We start from the raw sequence: 18041 nt of genomic DNA, 5'->3' as shown, positions 1-18041 counted from the left end.
ATTTTTTGTTGGTATCCACAGAACGGTCCGTGAATTGTATTAGTGGAGGAAATCTTTTAGAATATTTCATTAGGGGCTAAGCACGGCCTGCTCCTTGAAACGCTCCATTGTAATGTCGCCTTTAGATTTTTTTTTAACGGATATCATCTGGATCAACGATAAGCAGCGTTAAACTTTCTTTTTGAATAATCGTTATATGCCTGTATAGGCAAACCGGGGGTTGGGGTTAACAGCTCCGGGCACAGGGGGACCGTAAAGAATGCTTCAGAAATTTAAGAAGATGGATTACGTTATTGTTTTTGTACTGGTTTTGATGATGGGCATCAGCATTACGTCGATATACAGCACAACCGTTGACACCAAATTCGAAGGCTCTCATCTCCGCATGATTGCCTTTTACATTGTCGGTTTCATTGCTTTTTTCGGAATCAGTCTGCTGGATTACCGGTTGTTGATTAAATATGCTAAATATATTTACTTGGGTGGATTAGCTGTTTTGGTCCTCGTTATGTTTATCGGTAAGGATATCAACGGGGCCCAAGGCTGGATTTACATTGGCGGACTCAGTATACAGCCTGCTGAATTGTTCAAGCTGATCCTGATTATTTTCCTTTCTTTCGTATTAGTGCGCAAAAACAAACCGCTGCTGTCTTTCTGGAAGGACGTTGTCCCTATCGGACTTTTGGCATTCGTGCCTTTTGCGCTCGTTATGGCCCAGAATGATTTGGGTAACGCGCTCAGTTATGTCGTAATTTTGCTGGGGCTGCTCTGGATCGGGAACGTCAAGTTCTCCCATGCGCTCATTGGGCTTGCGCTTGTGGCAGGCTTAGCCTTCGGTGGGGCTCAGGCCTATATTCATTATCATGATGAATTGTTGGAATCGAAGATTTTGAAGCCGCACTGGGTGGAACGGATTGATCCGTGGCTCTATCCGGAGAAGGCAACTGCCAAGGCAAGCTACCATACGACGAATGCGAAGCTTGCCATCGCCTCGGGTGGCATGAGCGGCGAGGGCTACATGCAGGGATCGTCGATCCAGTCGGGCAGAGTGCCATATGCGTATTCTGATTCCATATTTGTGCAGATTGCCGAGGAATTCGGTTTTATCGGATCTTCCGTTCTGCTTCTGTTATATTTTATCCTGATCCATCGGCTGATCCTGATCTCCCTGGAATCCCGAGAGCGTGCGGGGCCGTTTCTTATTATAGGAGTCGTGGCGATGTTCTTATATCAGATCTTCGAGAACATCGGCATGTTTATCGGCTTAATGCCGCTGACCGGGATCACGCTGCCCTTCATCAGTTACGGGGGAACTTCCCTTGTGATCAGTATGGCCAGTCTGGGTGTCGCCATGAGCGTGAAGCTGCATGGACAGGAAGTGGAGGAAGATATGCCGGATCCGCATGCCTATCGCCCGGCCGCTTCGAAGCAGGCGTAACTTGCGGGAAGCTCAATAATTGCCCTATCCCCAGCGGAAAAGTGTGGGGCACGGCAATCAGATGAACTGAATAACCGATCTTGGCGAAGATGCGATTCCCGTGGGAGTCGCATCTTTTTTGGTTCGTGCTGCATCAATCTATGATTTTTATATCAAATTGCTAGATTCTGCGTTTATATCTTTGTCCGGCGGACATACTGATAGCATCATAGAGATGTTCATAGAGAGGCGGCTGGCAAGATGAAAAATTATAGTGAAACCCTCCGTATTATCGTGAAGAAAATGGTTGTGCTCTTATCCTGTATGTTTATGGTCATTATGGCTTGGGAAGGACAGCAGATTGATGCTTCTGTTGTTGGCGGTCCGATCCCCGAGGAATCGATACGACTTCGCATTCTGGCGAATTCCGATAGCCCGTCCGATCAGCTGGTCAAACGAGAGATCCGTGATTCGGTCGTTGAGCAAATGCAGCTCTGGGTCCTGCAGCTGGAGAACCCGCAAAGCCTGGAAGACGCCAAAGAATTAACCCGGCAGCATCTTCCGGAAATCCGCCAATTGGTGGGTGAAGAGTTGAAGAAAAGGGGAATTACGTACAATTACACCGTAGAGCTTGGCGTCGTGCCGTTCCCGACGAAGTTATACGGGGGCACGGTGTATCCGGCCGGCGATTACGATGCGCTGCGGATTTCTTTAGGAGAAGGTCAAGGGCAGAACTGGTGGTGTGTCCTGTTCCCGCCGCTTTGTTTCATCGATGGTGGCAGCGGGGATGCGGCGGCGCAGCCTGTTGACACAGGTATCCAAACGGTTTCTGCTGAGGCTGGCGAAACTTCCCAAGAGGAAGCTCCGAAGAACGCAGGCGATAGCGAACCGGAGGTCCGCTTCTTCTTGTGGGATATGTTCCGTGGCATTTGGAACTGGGTGGTAAGCTTGTTCTAGGATTATGAGCGAGGTTGATTTTCAATCCTGATCGGGTATGATAAACTTTGATATAGAAGAGTGCTTTCTCTTTGGCGCGACTGGTTTGAATGGGAACCGGCACGGGACTGAAGAACGAAAAGCGCTTTTTATTTTGGGGCATAGGCAAAACTCGCACTGGAGTTTATATATTTCATATACAGAAAGTTTGGGATAGGAATGGAACAGAACGGGAACGGCATGGAACCTAACCAGCAGCGGGATAACGGCTTCCGCCAGGTTGGTGCAAAATCAACCCAAGTGTGGCACGTCTCGAACTCGCTCTCTAGGGAGAGCTTAAGTTTGGAGAATGAGGCAAAGCAGGCGCTTGGGGAAGCGGGGCAGGTGCTCGAACTCGGTGGAACGGTGGCCTTTCCGACGGAAACGGTCTACGGGCTTGGCGCGGACGCCGGCAATACGGAAGCGGTCGAGCGCGTCTTTGCCGCGAAAGGCCGGCCGTCGGACAATCCATTGATTGTGCATATTTCGGAGCTAGCTCAGCTTGACGGTTTGGTCCTTCATGTAAATGAGACGGAACGGGCGCTGATGGCAATGTTCTGGCCTGGGCCGCTATCGCTGGTACTGCCCGTTAAACCGGGTGCTGTCTCCCCTCGCGTGACGGCAGGCCTCGATACCGTTGCCGTACGGATGCCGGATCACAATGTGGCGCTGGCTTTGATCAGCGCCGCCGGGCGTCCGCTGGCTGCGCCGAGCGCGAACCGTTCCGGTCGGCCAAGCCCGACGCTGGCCAGCCATGTCCTGGAGGATCTGGCGGGGGCGATCGACGGCGTCCTCGACGGCGGCCCGGCCGGGGTGGGCGTCGAGTCGACGGTGGTGCAAGTCGGCGAAGACGGGGCCGTCACGGTGCTCCGCCCGGGCGGCGTCACGGCGGAGCAGCTTGCCGCGGTTGCGGCAAGCGTGCGCATGGACCCGGCGCTGCATCGCGCCGCCGGGGAGGCGGAGAGCCCGGCGCCGCGCTCGCCGGGCATGAAATACACGCACTACGCACCGAAGGGTGCGATGTGCGTGGTGCAGGGCCCGCGTGCCGACGCGGTGTCGGCACGCATCGCGGCCGAGCTTGAGGCGGCCGCCCGGCGCGGGGAGGTGACCGGCGTGCTGTCATTCGACGAGCACATCGGTCACTACCACGCGGACGTTGCCGTCTCGCTCGGCAGCCTGGCCGCGCCGGAGGAAGCGGCCCGCCGGCTGTACGCCGGCCTGCGCCGATTCGATGACGAAGGCGCGACCTTCATTCTGGCCGAAGCGTGCCCGGAGCAAGGCCTCGGGGCAGCCGTCATGAACCGGCTGTTGAAGGCCGCGGGACACCACATCATCGATGTGAATTGAGCTGCTGAATGAACGCTTTTGGCATCATTTACCCCTTGTCCGCATATGGTGTACAAGACCATGGGACTTGGGGGAATGGGCATGCTGGAGGCGTCTGTCCAATCGGGACAGCTTGCGGCGATTCTGCTGATGGCGGTTGCACTCGGGCTAGACGCATTTTCGCTTGGAATCGGAGTCGGAATGAGAAGCGGTATGCGCTTAGGCCATATGCTGGGCATCAGCTTCATGATCGCGTTGTTTCATATGTTGATGCCGCTGCTGGGCTTATTTGCCGGCCGCTATGTAGGCATGTTACTGGGTCACGTCACAGGGCTTGCGGCTGGCGGACTGCTGCTTCTTCTCGGCGGGCATATGATGTATAACGCCTGGCGGGGCGGAGAAGGACAGCGAATACATCCTACCGCATTTTTAGGCATGCTGCTGTTTTCGCTTAGCGTCAGCATCGACTCCTTCTCGGTAGGCGTTTCGCTCGGGATGTTTGTGGATGATGTGCTGTTGATCGTGATCTCCTTCGGGATGGTTGGCGGTTTGCTGTCCATTCTCGGCTTGCTGCTTGGCCGCCAGGTAAGCAATAAGCTGGGGGAGTACGGTGAAATGCTGGGCGGACTGATTTTGGTTATATTTGGTACCATGTTTATCTTCTGACGTTATATTTGTTACAATAAGCCCAAAGAACCTATTAACGGGAGGAACGGGACCGTGAAAAATATACTGTTTGTCTGCACGGGAAATACCTGCCGCAGTCCAATGGCTGAAGGCATGCTGCGCAAGCTTGCCAAACAACGGGGCATCCCGCTGGAAACGAAGTCCGCCGGTGTCTCGGCCGTGGATGGAATGCCGGTGTCCCATCATGCGGAGTCCATACTACGAGACCAGGATATCCAAGAACGCTTGGTGTCCAAACCGTTGACTGCGAATCTGGTGGAGTGGTCAGACTTGATCCTGACGTTGACCCAATCGCATAAGCAGTATGCTATAAGGCAGTTCCCGCACGCCGCAGACAAGATGCATACGCTGAAAGAGTTTGTTGAGGATGACCGACAGGTGCTGAATGATCTGCGGGAGCAGGATAGTCTGTATGCGGCGCTTGAGCTGGCCAGATCGCTGGGCCGCGACGTCAGCGACCGTGACCGGGAGCGTCTGATCGAGCTGCGCCAGCGCATTCCGAGCTTCGATATTTCCGATCCTTTTGGAGGCTCGCGGGAGGAATATGAGGCGACGGCTGCAGAGATTCGGACAGCGTTGTTCCGTCTCTTGGACAAGCTGGAGGCGGATCGGCATAACTAAGCCTTGCTTTGATCGATATGAAGCCTACCATTGGGCTAAAAAGCCACTTGCCTTTCACATGGTATTGCTTTAAGATGAAGTTGAAAAACAATGATCCGGTGTAACTGGCGACGAAGTGGATGAAACCACGATGGAGCATCGGAATATACGGCCGGTCGCCTGGGCAAAGAGCAATTGGAGCACAATACGTGCGCCGACTGCTCTTTTTTCGTCTTTTGCGCCCGATTTGGGTTATAATGAAACAAGCTAAAACGCAAAAGCGAACATACGAGGGGGTTTTTCATAGATGAAAATTGCATTGGGTACGGATCATGCCGGCATTCGTCTGAAAGAGGAGATCGTGGAAGTCATTCAGGGTCTTGGACACGAGGTGGAGGATCTGGGCTGCGGCTGTTCCGATTCCGTGGATTATCCCGATTATGCCCTTCCTGTGTGCGAGAAGGTAGTCTCGGGTGAAGCGGATCGCGGCATTCTGATCTGCGGTACGGGAATCGGCATGAGCATTGCGGCCAACAAGGTACCGGGCATTCGCTGCGCGCTGACACATGATGTGTTCTCAGCTAAAGCAACGCGCGAGCATAACGACAGCAACGTGATTGCGTTGGGTGAGCGTGTCGTCGGTCCTGGACTTGCTGCTGAAATCGTCAGCGCATGGCTGACAACGGATTTCAGTCATGGCGAGCGCCATATCGGCCGTGTAAACAAGATCAAGGCCATCGAGGAGCGTTACCTGAAGAATGAGTCGCGATAAGTGAACGCGTAATTTACGGCTGCGGTTATCGTGATAGGGGAATGAAGCATCTTCTGTGAAAAAAACATCGGGAGGACTGTGACATGACGGATATCTCCAAGGTTTCCTTGAACGAACAGACAGCGCGTATTGTCCGCGAACTGGCCGAAGCAGCCGTCTTAGGACCTAGTAAAGTGCTGGTCATCGGAGCCAGCACCAGTGAAGTGGTCGGACGCCGGATCGGTACAGGCGGCGCTCTTGAAACAGCGCAGCAGCTCCTTCAGGGCATTGCCGAGGTTCAAGCGGAATTCGGTTTCGCGGTGGCTTATCAATGCTGTGAGCATCTGAACCGTGCGCTTGTCATGGAACGCGAGCTGCTCGAGCGGCTGGGCTTGACGGAAGTGGCGGCTGTTCCCATTCCGGGAGCGGGCGGGTCGATGGCCTCCGCGGCTTACCGCAGCATAAATGAGCCTTGCCTTGCGGAATCGATTGAAGCACATGCCGGAGTTGATATCGGCGAGACGCTGATCGGCATGCACTTGCGGCGAGTGGCGGTTCCGTTCAGACCGACCGAGCGTTATATCGGTGAGGCGCGCGTAACCGCGGCTTATACCCGTCCGAAGCTGATTGGCGGAGAACGCGCGGTGTACCAGCTCGAGCAGAGGGATGATTCCACACTATGCGATTGATTCAAATGAGAACTCGCTTTTTTAATTATGAGAACTTGTAGTATTGACTTTGCAAGAAAAAATAACGATTGATTATGGGAGGATATGAACATGATGGAACATTTGCGGAAGAGTGACCCGGCTGTATTGGAAGCGATGGATTTGGAGCTGAAGCGTCAGCGCAGCAACATTGAGCTGATTGCCTCTGAGAATATTGTTAGCGAAGCGGTTATGGAAGCAATGGGGACGGTGCTGACGAATAAATATGCGGAAGGCTACCCTGGCAAACGCTATTACGGTGGCTGTGAGCGTGTGGATATCGTGGAAGATATCGCCCGTGACCGTGCCAAAGAACTGTTCGGAGCCGAGCATGCCAACGTTCAGCCGCACTCCGGTGCCCAAGCGAACATGGCGGTATATTTGGCAGCCCTGAAGCCTGGAGATACCGTGCTCGGCATGAACCTGGCCCATGGCGGCCATTTGACTCACGGAAGCCCGGTTAACGCTTCCGGACTTCTGTACAACTTTGTTGCCTACGGCGTGCAAGAAGATACGTTCCTGATCGATTACGACGAAGTTCGCAAAGCGGCATTCAAGCATCGCCCTCGTCTGATCGTAGCGGGTGCAAGTGCCTATCCTCGCATCATTGATTTTGAACGGCTTGCTGCTATCGCGAACGACGTTGGCGCGTTGTTCATGGTTGATATGGCTCATATTGCCGGTCTTGTTGCGGCAGGTCTTCATCCGAATCCGGTTCCGCATGCCCATTTTGTAACGACAACGACGCATAAGACGCTTCGCGGACCTCGCGGCGGTATGATTCTGTGCAAAAAAGCTTGGGCGCAAGCGATCGATAAAGCGGTATTCCCCGGCTCCCAAGGCGGCCCGCTCATGCATGTTATTGCTTCCAAGGCCGTTGCGCTTGGCGAAGCATTGGATCCGTCCTTCAAGACGTATGCAGAGAATGTCGTGAAGAACGCGAAAGTGCTGGCAGATACTCTGATCGAGGAAGGCTTGAATATCGTATCCGGCGGAACCGATAACCACCTAATGCTGGTGGATACCCGCAATCTGGACATCACCGGTAAAGACGCGGAGAAAGTTCTGGACTCCATCGGGATTACCGTGAACAAGAATGCCATCCCGTTTGATCCAACCAGCCCGTTCGTAACGAGCGGTATCCGTATCGGTACCCCTGCGGTTACTTCCCGCGGTATGGATGAGCAGGCGATGGTGAAAATCGCGAAAATTATTGCCATGACATTGAAGCAGCCGAAAGACGAGGCAACGCTTGAAAACGCAGGTCGTTTGGTGGCTGAGCTTACAGATCAATACCCTCTCTATGCTGAAATGAAATATTAATCACAGTCTCCTCCGCAGAAGAAGCCTATGATAAGAGGACCCCGCCTGATGCAGGTGGGGTCCTTTTAGGAGCTATAAACATTCTGGCCAGATTGCTATGCTCTCATTTTCCCAGTCAGGTAGCTTCGCGGTTAGCATCAATATAGGCGAAAATGGAAAACCTAGGTTCAGGGCAGAAGGAGATCCGGTTTAGTTATAAGGTCAAAACTCATGGAATAAAACATGACCCGTGCAGGTGTCAATTGACTAGAGGGAATGATATAATAGACAGGATTTATGGAGCTCACAAATATTTTACGCCCATATTGAAATAACATTTGTACTCAAACCGGAGGGACCAGACATGGGAAAATTGGTGATTTGTGATCACCCGTTGATTCAACACAAACTTACATTTATCCGCGATATGCGGACTAACACAAAAGACTTTCGCGAATTGGTAGACGAAGTCGCGACTTTGATGGCTTATGAAATTACGCGGGAGGTTTCTCTTGAATCCATATCCGTGCAGACGCCGGTAGCTGAAACCCAAGGCAAAGTCATTTCCGGCCGCATGCTCGGCTTGATTCCGATCCTGCGCGCCGGTCTAGGCATGCTGGATGGAGTTGTCAAGCTGCTTCCTGCAGCAAAGGTAGGGCATGTCGGATTGTTCCGTGACCCCGAAACGCTTCAGCCTGTTGAATATTATACGAAGCTTCCAACGGACGTTACGGAACGGGAATTGATCGTCATTGATCCAATGCTCGCGACGGGCGGATCCGCCATCGCTGCGATCGACGTGCTGAAGAAACGCGGCTGTACCCAGATCAAGATGATGAACCTCGTGGCTGCACCGGAAGGTGTGAAGGCTGTCCATGATGCCCATCCGGACGTGGATATTTATGTTGCTGCTCTCGATGAGGGCCTTAACGACCATGGCTACATCGTACCGGGCCTTGGGGATGCAGGGGATCGGCTGTACGGCACGAAATAAGTGCCAGTCATTCGTACGTCTTGAATATTTGAAAACAAGCAAAGAGGGGTATTTCAAACATGTCAAAAGTGAAAGTGATGACGATATTTGGGGTCCGCCCCGAAGCAATCAAGATGGCGCCGCTTATTCTGGAGCTTCAACGTCACCCCGAGCATATTGAATCGGTCGTTTGTGTTACTGCGCAGCATCGGCAAATGCTGGATCAGGTGCTGGATGTGTTCAAGATTGTTCCCGACTATGATTTGGATGTCATGAAGGACCGACAGACGCTCAACGAGATCACCGTGCGCGTTCTGGAGGGTCTTGAGCCTGTTCTTCGTGAGGCTAAACCGGATATCGTGCTGGTGCACGGCGATACGCTGACAACGTTCCTGGCCAGCTATGCAGCCTTTCTGCAGCAGATTCAGGTTGGTCATGTAGAGGCGGGTCTGCGGACATGGAACAAGCTGAATCCTTATCCGGAGGAGATGAATCGTCAGTTGACCGGTGTGCTTGCTGATCTTCACTTTGCGCCGACGAACTGGTCCGCCGAGAATCTCCGCAAGGAGAACAAGCCGGAATCCCGTATTTATGTTACGGGTAACACGGCTACGGACGTGTTCCAGTACACGGTGCGTGAAGGTTATACCCATCCGGTTCTGGACTGGGCGAAGGGCAAACGCTTGATCCTGATGACGGCACATCGCCGCGAATCCCAAGGGGAGCCGCATCGTCAAATATTTGAAGCGGTAAAGCGCATTGCCGATGAATTTGAGGATATCGCCATCGTATATCCTGTACATCCGAGCCCTGCCGTTAAAGAGCCGGCTCATCGCATTCTGGGAGATCACCCGCGCATCAAGCTGATTGATCCGCTGGATGTTGTGGATATGAACAATATCTACACCCATACGCATTTCATTATTACGGATTCCGGCGGCATGCAAGAGGAAGCTCCGTCATTCGGCGTGCCGACCCTGGTGCTTCGGGATACGACCGAACGTCCGGAGGGCATTGAGGCCGGTACCCTGGAGCTGGTAGGCACCCAGGAGGAGAATGTGTATGAACGGATAAAGGTTCTTCTGACTGATCAGGAACTCTACGACAAGATGAGCAAAGCGGCTAATCCGTATGGTGATGGACAAGCTTCACAGCGAATTGTCAATGCGATTCTGCACCATTTCGGCATCCGAAAAGAGCGTCCTGAAGAATTTCACAGAATGTTCACAAAGGTATAGTTTACCGTATTCTGATGGGCAAGAAGACAGCATACAGTTGAACTGTACGGTTACCGCGGCGTTTTGTGCAATTTAGACTGCTCAAAACGCCGATTTTACACGGTAAATCCATCAAATCGATTCATTGACAAACTCTTGTAATATTCAGTAAAATGAGTTGGGATTAGAGGTTCATATGAAAAATCCGAAAAGTCAAGATAACCCTTGGTTGATAGCGCTATACATTAGCGGGGCTGGCGGTTTGCTTGCCGCTTACATTCTCATCGGTTTTTTTACCGGGCGATGGCTCATGAATCATTTGGACGGGCCCAGAGTGTGGCTTGCCATTGGTACGCTTTCGGGGCTCTTTGTAGGGATTTTGAATATCGCTCTTCTCATTAAAAAGTTTTTGGGGGCGCAGGCGTGAATGATTTGACTTCCATTGTGAACGCTGTATTTAGAGTATCATTACTCTTATTGTCTGCCTTGTTTCTCGGATGGGCTCTCTATCCGGAATTTCGCCCGATTTTTATGGGGTTGATCATGGGCATGGCGGCGGGATTGTTTAATGTACGCTTCCTCTCCATGAAAGTGCAGCAGCTGGCGCAATTGGCTGTCGATCCGGAACCGAAAAAGTACAACTTCGGCTTTATTACGAGATTGTGCATCGGATTTCTGATTGTTATCTTCGCCGCTAAACTCGAGCAGGTATCACTCGGCGGTGCAATTGCCGGTCTGTTCATACCCCAATTGTTGACCATTCCTGTCAGCATTGTGTTCAGTTTGAGAAACAATCATTGATCAGCGCTAACTTGGAAAGGGGTGAAAACAATTTTATGCATGATTCACCGATTATCAAACTTGGCGGATTGAATATTGATCTTTCAGCGGTACTAATGCTGTTCGTCACCTGTTTGGTGGTGTTCGTATTATGTCGACTGGCTGTACGTAATCTATCCGTCGAAAACCCTTCCAAACTGCAAAACTTCATGGAATGGGTAGTGGAATTTGTGCAAGGCGTCGTAGCGAGTGCGATGGATCTGAAGAAAGGGAAAGCTTACATATCATTGGGGCTTACTCTCATCCTGTTCATCTTTGTAGCGAACTTGCTGGGCCTGCCGTTCTCAATTATCACCGACTTGCCGGAGAACTTCAAAGTCTTTGGTCAGCCAATCCTGGCTACGCTCGGACTTGAACATGGCCACTACGCCCACGTATTGTGGTGGAAGTCGCCAACAGCGGACATTTCCGTTACGGCCGGTCTTGCGATCGTTGTGTTCGTGCTCATGAACTACCTGGGCTTGAAGCAGAATCGCAAGCATTACCTGAAGCATTACATCGAACCGTTCCCGATCTTCTTGCCACTCAATATCATTGAGAACCTGGCGAAACCTATCGCTCTGGCAATCCGGCTTTATGCCAACATTTTTGCCGGCGAGGTACTGATCACGGTGATTCTGAAAACCGGCTTCTGGGGCATTCCGTTTATGGCCGCATGGCAAGGTTTCAGTATCTTCATTGGTGCATTGCAGGCGTTTATCTTTACGATTTTGACCATGGTATACATCTCGCAAACAACGATTCACGAAGAGCATTGATCAACTCGGACGAATCCGCCGTAACAGCGGTGTTTTTCGAAAGAGATATTTTCTATAGTTTCACCAAATTTCAATTTTGAAACAATTTTAAGGAGGATATTTAACAATGGAATTTTTGGCAGCAGCTATTGCAGTAGGTCTGGGCGCTCTTGGCGCAGGTTTGGGTAACGGTATGATCGTAAGCAGAACAGTTGAGTCTATCGCTCGTCAACCAGAAGCACGTGGTCAATTGCAAACAACGATGTTTATCGGTGTTGGTATCGTAGAGGTTATTCCTTTGGCGGCTACTGTTATCGCGTTCTTGATCATGTTCTCTTAATAACAATACAACGGTTTGGCGGGGAGGGCCGATGCCATCCGCGCCTTCGTTTTGTTAGGCACCGCACTTCGTGTTGATGGAAAGGAGTGACCTCAATGAATATTTTATGGGAAAATATGGTAATCACTATTATCGCGTTTATTATTCTTTACCTTTTGCTTCAAAAGTTTGCGTTCAGCAAATTGTTCGGCATCATGGAGCAGCGTCGTGAACTGGTAATGAGCCAGATGAACGAAGCGGCACAGACCCGTCAGCAGGCAACAGCTTATGTAGAAGAGCAGAAGAAGGCACTGGAGCAAGCGCGTCAAGATGCTCACGAAATCATCGAGCGTTCAAGACAAACTAGCAACAAACAAGCAGAGCAAATTATGGAGCAAGCTAAGGAAGAGGCGGTTCGCCTGAAATCCGAGGCTGTTCGTGATATCGACAATGAGAAGAAGAAAGCTGTCGAAGAGCTTCGCAATGAAATCGGCAGTGTTTCCGTGAAAATCGCTACCAAGCTGATTGAACGGGAAGTGAAGAATGACAAAGCTCAAGAAGAACTGGTGGATCAATACCTTAAAGAGGTAGGAGGCAGACCATGAGCCAAAATACAGTAGCAGCCAAGCGGTATGCGCGGGCGCTGTTCGAAGTGGCGGCTCAGCAGCAGAAGGGTCTGGAAGTGGAAGAGGAATTACGCGCTGTTGTGCAAGCCATCGAAGGCGATGCCGACATCCAGAAATTCATCTCCACGCCGAATGTTCCCCAGTCCGTGAAGATGAACGTAATCAGCCAGGCGTTGGCAGGGAAGGTATCGCAGCCTGTATTGAACACGATCGAATTGCTTCTCGACAGAGGGCGTACAGAAATGTTCGCTGAACTGCTGAACAGTTATGTGAAGATACAAGGTGCGAGCTTAGGATTGGCGGACGCCACTGTGTACTCCACCTACCCGCTTAGCGATCAGGAAAAAGAACAGGTAGCTTCGGAATTCGGACAGTTAGCCCATCAGAATATCCGGGTGACCAATGTTGTGGACGAGAGTTTGCTCGGCGGCCTGAAAGTTGCCATTGGCGACAAGCTTTATGACGGAAGCCTTGCCGGGAAGCTGGAACGTCTTGAAAAGTCTTTTAATAGACGAGCATAGTAGATAGGGGTGAAAACGTTGAGTATCAGACCTGAAGAAATCAGTACTTTAATCAAAAGTCAAATTGAAGAATATAAATCCGATATCACTGTCTCTGAAGTAGGTACGGTAATTCAAGTAAGTGACGGTATTGCTCGCGTGTACGGCCTGGAGAACGCGATGTCCGGGGAACTTTTGGAGTTCCAGAACGGCGTGTTCGGTCTGGCGCTGAACCTTGAGGAGAGCAATGTCGGTGTCGTTATCCTGGGACCTTACTCCGAAATCAAGGAAGGCGATCAGGTTAAGCGTACAGGACGTATCATGGAGGTTCCTGTAGGTGAAGCTCTGCTTGGACGCGTTGTCAATCCGCTGGGTCAACCGCTTGACGGCAAAGGCCCGATCGAAGCGACAGCTTATCGTCCGGTTGAGAGCAGCGCACCAGGCGTTATCGAACGTAAATCCGTTCATGAGCCTATGCAGACAGGTATTAAAGCGATCGACGCGATGGTACCTATCGGCCGCGGACAGCGCGAGCTGATCATCGGTGACCGCCAAACGGGTAAAACCACCGTTGCGATCGATACCATCCTGAACCAAAAGGGCAGCGGCGTTAAATGTATCTATGTAGCCATTGGCCAAAAGCAATCCACTGTAGCACAGGTTGTTGAAACACTTCGCCGTCATGGCGCACTGGAGTACACGATTGTTGTTACGGCTTCGGCTTCTGAGCCTGCTCCATTGCAGTACATCGCTCCATACGCAGGCTGCGCTATGGGTGAGTACTTCATGTACAAGGGCGAGCATGCACTCATCATTTATGATGACTTGTCGAAACAAGCGGCAGCATACCGTGAGTTGTCCTTGCTCCTCCGTCGTCCTCCGGGTCGGGAAGCTTATCCGGGTGACGTTTTCTACTTGCACTCCCGTTTGCTGGAACGTGCAGCGAAGCTCAACGATGAGCTTGGTGGTGGTTCATTAACCGCACTGCCATTTATTGAAACACAGGCTTCTGACGTATCTGCTTACATTCCAACCAACGTAATTTCGATTACGGATGGACAGATCTTCCTGGAGTCTGAGTTGTTCTACTCCGGTCAACGTCCAGCGATTAACGTCGGTATTTCGGTATCCCGTGTCGGTGGTTCCGCGCAGATCAAAGCGATGAAAAAGGTTGCGGGCGGCATGAAGCTGGATCTTGCGCAATATCGTGAGCTCCAGGCGTTCTCCCAGTTCGGATCTGATCTGGACAAATCAACCTTGGCTCGTTTGAACCGTGGTGCAAGATTGATGGAAATCCTGAAGCAGGGTGTAAACCAGCCGTTGTCCGTTGAACAACAGGTGGTTAGCTTGTACGCAGCTGTTAAAGGATATATCGATGATATCGAGGTTGCTGACGTGCGTCGTTTCGAGAGCGAGTTCCTTACGTTTATTGAAAGCAATAAACCGGAAATTCTTCAATCCATTACGGATACGAAGGATTTGACGTCCGACAACGAAAACGCATTGAAAGCGGCAATCGATCAATTTAAGAAGGGCTTTGCCGCTTCGGTTTAAGCTCCTCAGGTAAGCAATAGGAGGGGAGCCGGGGTAAGCCCGGCATCCTCTTTCATCATATGGAATGTAGCTTTGGCTGTGACCAAAGTGATTTTTACAAAAGGTACGGCTTTGGTCCTAGCCAAAGCTTAGTCTACGTGTACGAAGTTGGCTTTGGCTTCGCCAGAGCTAGGCTTATGCTTACGAAGTAACTTTGGCTCCGCCAAAGTTAGGTGATTGCTTTCGAAGTTAGCTTTGGCTTCGCCAGAGCTTTAAGGTGGTGAAAACATGGCAAGAGGATTACGTGATATTAAGCGGCAGATCAAGAGTGTTCAGAACACAAGGCAGATCACCAAGGCGATGGAAATGGTTGCTGCCGCGAAGCTGAGAAGAGCTCAAGAGAAGGCAACCTCCGCGCTTCCATACTCCGAGAAGCTGAAAGAAGTGGTTGGCAGCATTGCTGCTGGAACCAAGGGAATCAGCCATCCGATGCTGGAAAAGCGTGAAGTGAAGAAAACCGGTTATCTGGTGATCACTTCAGACCGCGGTCTTGCTGGTGCATCGAACTCCAACATTTTGCGAAAAGTATCGAACTTTATCGCAGAACGCCATCAGTCCAAGGACGAGTATTGCCTGTTTGTGATCGGACGTAAAGGACGGGATTATTTCCGCCGTCGTGGACTTCCGGTTGTTGAGGAGCTCACCGATTTATCCGATAGTCCGACCTACGCAGATATTAAGGCCATCGCTAACGCGGCGGTTCATCAATATGAACTGGGTCAGATTGATGAGTTATACGTGTGCTATAACCAATTCGTGAATGCTTTGACTCAGCTTCAGGAGATCTCTAAACTTCTGCCGATGGAGAACATTGGTAGCGCCGAGAACCTGACGGGTTATGAGTACGAACCGTCTCCTGAAGGCGTACTCGAGGTTCTGCTTCCGAAATATGCGGAAACATTGATTTTCAGTGCGATGCTGAATGCGAAGGCAAGTGAACTGGGTGCGAAGATGACTGCTATGGGAGCTGCAACGAAGAATGCAAGCAAGATGATCAACGAGTTGAACCTTACTTACAACCGTGCTCGTCAGGCTGCCATTACGCAGGAAATTTCCGAGATTGTGGGCGGAGCAAACGCTCAGCAATAATGCACGGCTCCGAATTCTTAACTTAGTATTTAACGGATATGCGGCCATGTCATGAATAAGCCGCTTTTACGATCATCGTTCACCGCTAGAGGTGAGCGGGTAGGAGGGAAAACGAATCAATGAAAAAAGGACGCGTTGTCAGCATTACAGGTGCTGTAGTTGACATTGAATTTGAGCGCGGTCATCTTCCCGAGATTTTTAATGCTGTCAAGATTGAAGCAACGCTGGAAGGCGGCCGCTCGGTTGATTTGACTTTGGAAGTATCCAATCATTTGGGTGATAATCTGGTTCGTTGTATCGCGATGTCATCCACGGATGGTCTTGTTCGCGGTATCGAAGCCGTGGATTTGGGCAGACCGATTACGGTTCCTGTAGGTTCCGCTACACTTGGCCGTGTATTTAACGTATTGGGTGAGCCGATCGATAATGCAGGTGCCGTAGTATCCGAAATTAATAACCCGATCCACCGTGAGGCTCCTGCTTATGATGAGCTTTCCACGCAAGCAGAAATGCTTGAAACGGGAATTAAAGTAATCGACTTGCTTGCTCCATACCAAAAAGGCGGTAAGATCGGTCTCTTTGGTGGTGCCGGCGTAGGTAAAACCGTTGCCATCCAGGAATTGATCAACAACATCGCCCAAGAACACGGCGGTATTTCCGTATTTGCCGGTGTAGGTGAGCGTACTCGTGAAGGTAATGACCTTTACCACGAGATGAGTGATTCCGGTGTTATCAACAAAACCGCGATGGTATTCGGTCAAATGAACGAGCCTCCGGGTGCCCGTCTTCGCGTAGCATTGACTGGTTTGACGATGGCGGAATATTTCCGTGACCAAGAAGGTAAAGACGTACTTCTCTTTATCGATAACATCTTCCGCTTTACTCAAGCGGGTTCCGAAGTATCCGCCCTCCTGGGTCGTATGCCTTCCGCGGTAGGTTACCAGCCAACGCTGGCATCCGAAATGGGACGCTTGCAGGAGCGGATTACCTCTACCAAAAAAGGTTCCGTTACATCCATCCAGGCTATCTATGTACCGGCGGATGACTATACGGATCCGGCTCCGGCTACAACGTTTGCTCACTTGGATGCAACGACAAACCTGGAGCGTAAAATTTCCGAGATGGGTATCTATCCTGCGGTAGATCCGCTTGCATCCAGTTCCCGTATCTTGGCTCCGGAAATCGTGGGCGAAGAGCACTATAATGTTGCTCAAGGCGTTAAGAAAATTTTGGCTCGCTACAACGAGCTTCAAGATATCATCGCGATTCTCGGTATGGATGAGCTGAGCGAGGAAGATAAAGCGATTGTTGGACGTGCTCGTCGTGTTCAACGTTTCCTTTCCCAAGCTTTCCACGTTGCCGAGCAGTTTAACGGCATCCCGGGTAAATATGTACCGGTTAAAGAAACTGTACGCAGCTTTAAAGAGATCTTGGAAGGCAAGCACGACCACCTTCCGGAAGCGGCTTTCCTGTTCGTAGGTACGATTGAAGAGGCAGTTGAAAAAGCAAAAACATTGTAAGCTGACGCTCCGTGATCGGCAGACCGGAATAGTGCTTCTAGTGAGACTGTGAGGTCTGCTGCGCGAGTTTTCTGCGGAAAACGGTGAGGAGGGATGGAAGTGAGCACCATTTTGTTGGAAATCGTAACGCCGGACCGCCTGGTCTACTCTGAGCAGGTGAACAGTGTTACGGTGCGTGGGGTCGAGGGAGAGCTGGGCATTTTGCCAGGTCATATTTCCTTCGTTACGCCGCTTCAGATAGCGCCAGTTTATGTGAAGATTGGCAACCAGAGAACCCCGTTTGCGGTACAAGGCGGTTTCGTCGAAGTCCGTAAAGATAAGATTGTCATCCTGGCTGAAAGCGCAGAGAAAGCGGAAGAAATCGATCTGGAGCGTGCGGAAGCCGCGAAGGAGAGAGCTGAGACCCGCCTGCACGCGAAGGGAAGACAAGATGAAGTTGACCATCGTCGCGCGGAAATGGCTCTGCAAAGAGCGATGAACCGGATTAAAGTGACGCGGAACTAATAAGGTAACGAAGACAGCTTGCTGTAATTTTCAGCCAAGCTGTCTTTTTGTGTTCTATTTCTATTAGTAGCCAATGATACTGGTTATAAAAGTGCTCGTTTAAGGTGTTGAGCATTCATAGATTGCAGGTATAACCTAGCATGAAAGGGAGAGAGAGGAAATCTTTTATGGTTATCTCATTGTCTGAACCGCATATCTGGTGGGGATCTAGTTGGCTCATGGAGCCAATGGCATATACAATTTGGTGGATGACGTAAATGGGTCCATAGCCATCAATTACTCTTAGAAAGGACCTGAGACATGGATTGTTTTGATACATAAATATTCTTCTTTCGTGATAACGTCATCTCAGCTATAC

Annotated in this window: 20 protein-coding genes and 1 riboswitch; all 20 genes read left to right on the top strand. The window is 50.9% G+C overall.

Annotated features, from left to right (window positions below; all coding sequences use genetic code 11):
- The first annotated feature begins 259 nt into the window (after positions 1-259).
- The 20 genes from MHH48_RS32555 to MHH48_RS32460 all read left to right on the top strand — a co-directional run bounded on the left by MHH48_RS32555 (position 260) and on the right by MHH48_RS32460 (position 17683).
- Complete coding sequence (locus tag MHH48_RS32555) at positions 260-1438, top strand: FtsW/RodA/SpoVE family cell cycle protein (protein WP_076323967.1); 1179 nt, start codon at positions 260-262, stop codon at positions 1436-1438.
- 240 nt (positions 1439-1678) lie between these two features.
- Entirely contained in the window at positions 1679-2374 is a 696-nt protein-coding gene (spoIIR, locus tag MHH48_RS32550) for a stage II sporulation protein R (protein WP_076323968.1), read from the top strand.
- Positions 2375-2572: 198 nt separating this feature from the next.
- Positions 2573-3739: an L-threonylcarbamoyladenylate synthase gene (locus tag MHH48_RS32545; protein ID WP_076323969.1), complete on the top strand. Its 1167-nt coding sequence runs from the start codon at positions 2573-2575 to the stop codon at positions 3737-3739.
- Between the two features lie 81 nt (positions 3740-3820).
- Positions 3821-4384 (top strand): manganese efflux pump, encoded by a 564-nt coding sequence (locus MHH48_RS32540; RefSeq protein WP_083659738.1) that lies wholly within the window; start codon positions 3821-3823, stop codon positions 4382-4384.
- 54 nt (positions 4385-4438) lie between these two features.
- A complete protein-coding gene (locus MHH48_RS32535) occupies positions 4439-5026 on the top strand; it encodes a low molecular weight protein arginine phosphatase (protein WP_076323970.1) in 588 nt (195 codons plus the stop codon).
- Between the two features lie 90 nt (positions 5027-5116).
- A riboswitch (ZMP/ZTP riboswitch) is annotated at positions 5117-5198 on the top strand.
- Between the two features lie 114 nt (positions 5199-5312).
- Positions 5313-5777, top strand: a complete 465-nt coding sequence (gene rpiB, locus MHH48_RS32530) for a ribose 5-phosphate isomerase B (RefSeq protein WP_076323971.1) — start codon at positions 5313-5315, stop codon at positions 5775-5777.
- 83 nt (positions 5778-5860) lie between these two features.
- Positions 5861-6445 (top strand): TIGR01440 family protein, encoded by a 585-nt coding sequence (locus MHH48_RS32525; protein WP_076323972.1) that lies wholly within the window; start codon positions 5861-5863, stop codon positions 6443-6445.
- Between the two features lie 90 nt (positions 6446-6535).
- Positions 6536-7786: a serine hydroxymethyltransferase gene (gene glyA, locus MHH48_RS32520; RefSeq protein ID WP_076323973.1), complete on the top strand. Its 1251-nt coding sequence runs from the start codon at positions 6536-6538 to the stop codon at positions 7784-7786.
- A gap of 343 nt (positions 7787-8129) precedes the next feature.
- A complete protein-coding gene (gene upp, locus MHH48_RS32515; protein WP_076323974.1) occupies positions 8130-8759 on the top strand; it encodes a uracil phosphoribosyltransferase in 630 nt (209 codons plus the stop codon).
- Positions 8760-8818: 59 nt separating this feature from the next.
- The gene (gene wecB / locus MHH48_RS32510) at positions 8819-9976 is read left to right on the top strand and encodes a UDP-N-acetylglucosamine 2-epimerase (non-hydrolyzing) (protein ID WP_076323975.1); all 1158 of its coding nucleotides are present in this window, start codon (positions 8819-8821) and stop codon (positions 9974-9976) included.
- Positions 9977-10151: 175 nt separating this feature from the next.
- Positions 10152-10382 carry an AtpZ/AtpI family protein gene (locus tag MHH48_RS32505; RefSeq protein ID WP_076323976.1) on the top strand — a complete coding sequence of 77 codons (231 nt, stop codon included), beginning with the start codon at positions 10152-10154 and terminating at the stop codon, positions 10380-10382.
- On the top strand, positions 10379-10756 hold the full coding sequence (locus tag MHH48_RS32500) for an ATP synthase subunit I (RefSeq protein WP_076323977.1): 378 nt from the start codon (positions 10379-10381) through the stop codon (positions 10754-10756). The genes MHH48_RS32505 and MHH48_RS32500 overlap by 4 nt, the downstream gene beginning before the upstream one ends.
- Before the next feature lie 35 nt (positions 10757-10791).
- Complete coding sequence (gene atpB / locus MHH48_RS32495) at positions 10792-11553, top strand: F0F1 ATP synthase subunit A (protein ID WP_076323978.1); 762 nt, start codon at positions 10792-10794, stop codon at positions 11551-11553.
- A gap of 106 nt (positions 11554-11659) precedes the next feature.
- Positions 11660-11872, top strand: coding sequence for a F0F1 ATP synthase subunit C (gene atpE, locus MHH48_RS32490; protein WP_007128780.1), 213 nt, complete (start codon positions 11660-11662; stop codon positions 11870-11872).
- Positions 11873-11967: 95 nt separating this feature from the next.
- Positions 11968-12456, top strand: coding sequence for a F0F1 ATP synthase subunit B (atpF, locus tag MHH48_RS32485; protein ID WP_076323979.1), 489 nt, complete (start codon positions 11968-11970; stop codon positions 12454-12456).
- Positions 12453-12998: a F0F1 ATP synthase subunit delta gene (locus tag MHH48_RS32480; RefSeq protein WP_076323980.1), complete on the top strand. Its 546-nt coding sequence runs from the start codon at positions 12453-12455 to the stop codon at positions 12996-12998. Before atpF ends, MHH48_RS32480 begins: the two co-directional genes overlap by 4 nt.
- A gap of 18 nt (positions 12999-13016) precedes the next feature.
- The gene (gene atpA / locus MHH48_RS32475) at positions 13017-14531 is read left to right on the top strand and encodes a F0F1 ATP synthase subunit alpha (RefSeq protein WP_076323981.1); all 1515 of its coding nucleotides are present in this window, start codon (positions 13017-13019) and stop codon (positions 14529-14531) included.
- A gap of 267 nt (positions 14532-14798) precedes the next feature.
- Positions 14799-15659 carry an ATP synthase F1 subunit gamma gene (gene atpG, locus MHH48_RS32470; protein ID WP_076323982.1) on the top strand — a complete coding sequence of 287 codons (861 nt, stop codon included), beginning with the start codon at positions 14799-14801 and terminating at the stop codon, positions 15657-15659.
- A gap of 119 nt (positions 15660-15778) precedes the next feature.
- On the top strand, positions 15779-17179 hold the full coding sequence (gene atpD / locus MHH48_RS32465) for a F0F1 ATP synthase subunit beta (protein ID WP_076323983.1): 1401 nt from the start codon (positions 15779-15781) through the stop codon (positions 17177-17179).
- Between the two features lie 99 nt (positions 17180-17278).
- Positions 17279-17683, top strand: a complete 405-nt coding sequence (locus MHH48_RS32460) for a F0F1 ATP synthase subunit epsilon (protein WP_076323984.1) — start codon at positions 17279-17281, stop codon at positions 17681-17683.
- The last annotated feature ends 358 nt before the right edge of the window (positions 17684-18041 follow it).

Source organism: Paenibacillus sp. FSL F4-0100, assembly GCF_037993005.1.
Classification (GTDB): domain Bacteria; phylum Bacillota; class Bacilli; order Paenibacillales; family Paenibacillaceae; genus Paenibacillus_AQ.
This window is presented reverse-complemented; position numbering and strand designations above follow the sequence as displayed.

Coding starts and splice junctions, on each gene's coding strand:
- MHH48_RS32555 (WP_076323967.1), top strand. CDS start 260: ATGCTTCAGAAATTTAAGAAGATGGATTACGTTATTGTTTTTGTACTG.
- spoIIR (WP_076323968.1), top strand. CDS start 1,679: ATGAAAAATTATAGTGAAACCCTCCGTATTATCGTGAAGAAAATGGTT.
- MHH48_RS32545 (WP_076323969.1), top strand. CDS start 2,573: ATGGAACAGAACGGGAACGGCATGGAACCTAACCAGCAGCGGGATAAC.
- MHH48_RS32540 (WP_083659738.1), top strand. CDS start 3,821: ATGCTGGAGGCGTCTGTCCAATCGGGACAGCTTGCGGCGATTCTGCTG.
- rpiB (WP_076323971.1), top strand. CDS start 5,313: ATGAAAATTGCATTGGGTACGGATCATGCCGGCATTCGTCTGAAAGAG.
- MHH48_RS32525 (WP_076323972.1), top strand. CDS start 5,861: ATGACGGATATCTCCAAGGTTTCCTTGAACGAACAGACAGCGCGTATT.
- glyA (WP_076323973.1), top strand. CDS start 6,536: ATGATGGAACATTTGCGGAAGAGTGACCCGGCTGTATTGGAAGCGATG.
- upp (WP_076323974.1), top strand. CDS start 8,130: ATGGGAAAATTGGTGATTTGTGATCACCCGTTGATTCAACACAAACTT.
- wecB (WP_076323975.1), top strand. CDS start 8,819: ATGTCAAAAGTGAAAGTGATGACGATATTTGGGGTCCGCCCCGAAGCA.
- MHH48_RS32505 (WP_076323976.1), top strand. CDS start 10,152: ATGAAAAATCCGAAAAGTCAAGATAACCCTTGGTTGATAGCGCTATAC.
- atpB (WP_076323978.1), top strand. CDS start 10,792: ATGCATGATTCACCGATTATCAAACTTGGCGGATTGAATATTGATCTT.
- atpE (WP_007128780.1), top strand. CDS start 11,660: ATGGAATTTTTGGCAGCAGCTATTGCAGTAGGTCTGGGCGCTCTTGGC.
- atpF (WP_076323979.1), top strand. CDS start 11,968: ATGAATATTTTATGGGAAAATATGGTAATCACTATTATCGCGTTTATT.
- MHH48_RS32480 (WP_076323980.1), top strand. CDS start 12,453: ATGAGCCAAAATACAGTAGCAGCCAAGCGGTATGCGCGGGCGCTGTTC.
- atpG (WP_076323982.1), top strand. CDS start 14,799: ATGGCAAGAGGATTACGTGATATTAAGCGGCAGATCAAGAGTGTTCAG.
- atpD (WP_076323983.1), top strand. CDS start 15,779: ATGAAAAAAGGACGCGTTGTCAGCATTACAGGTGCTGTAGTTGACATT.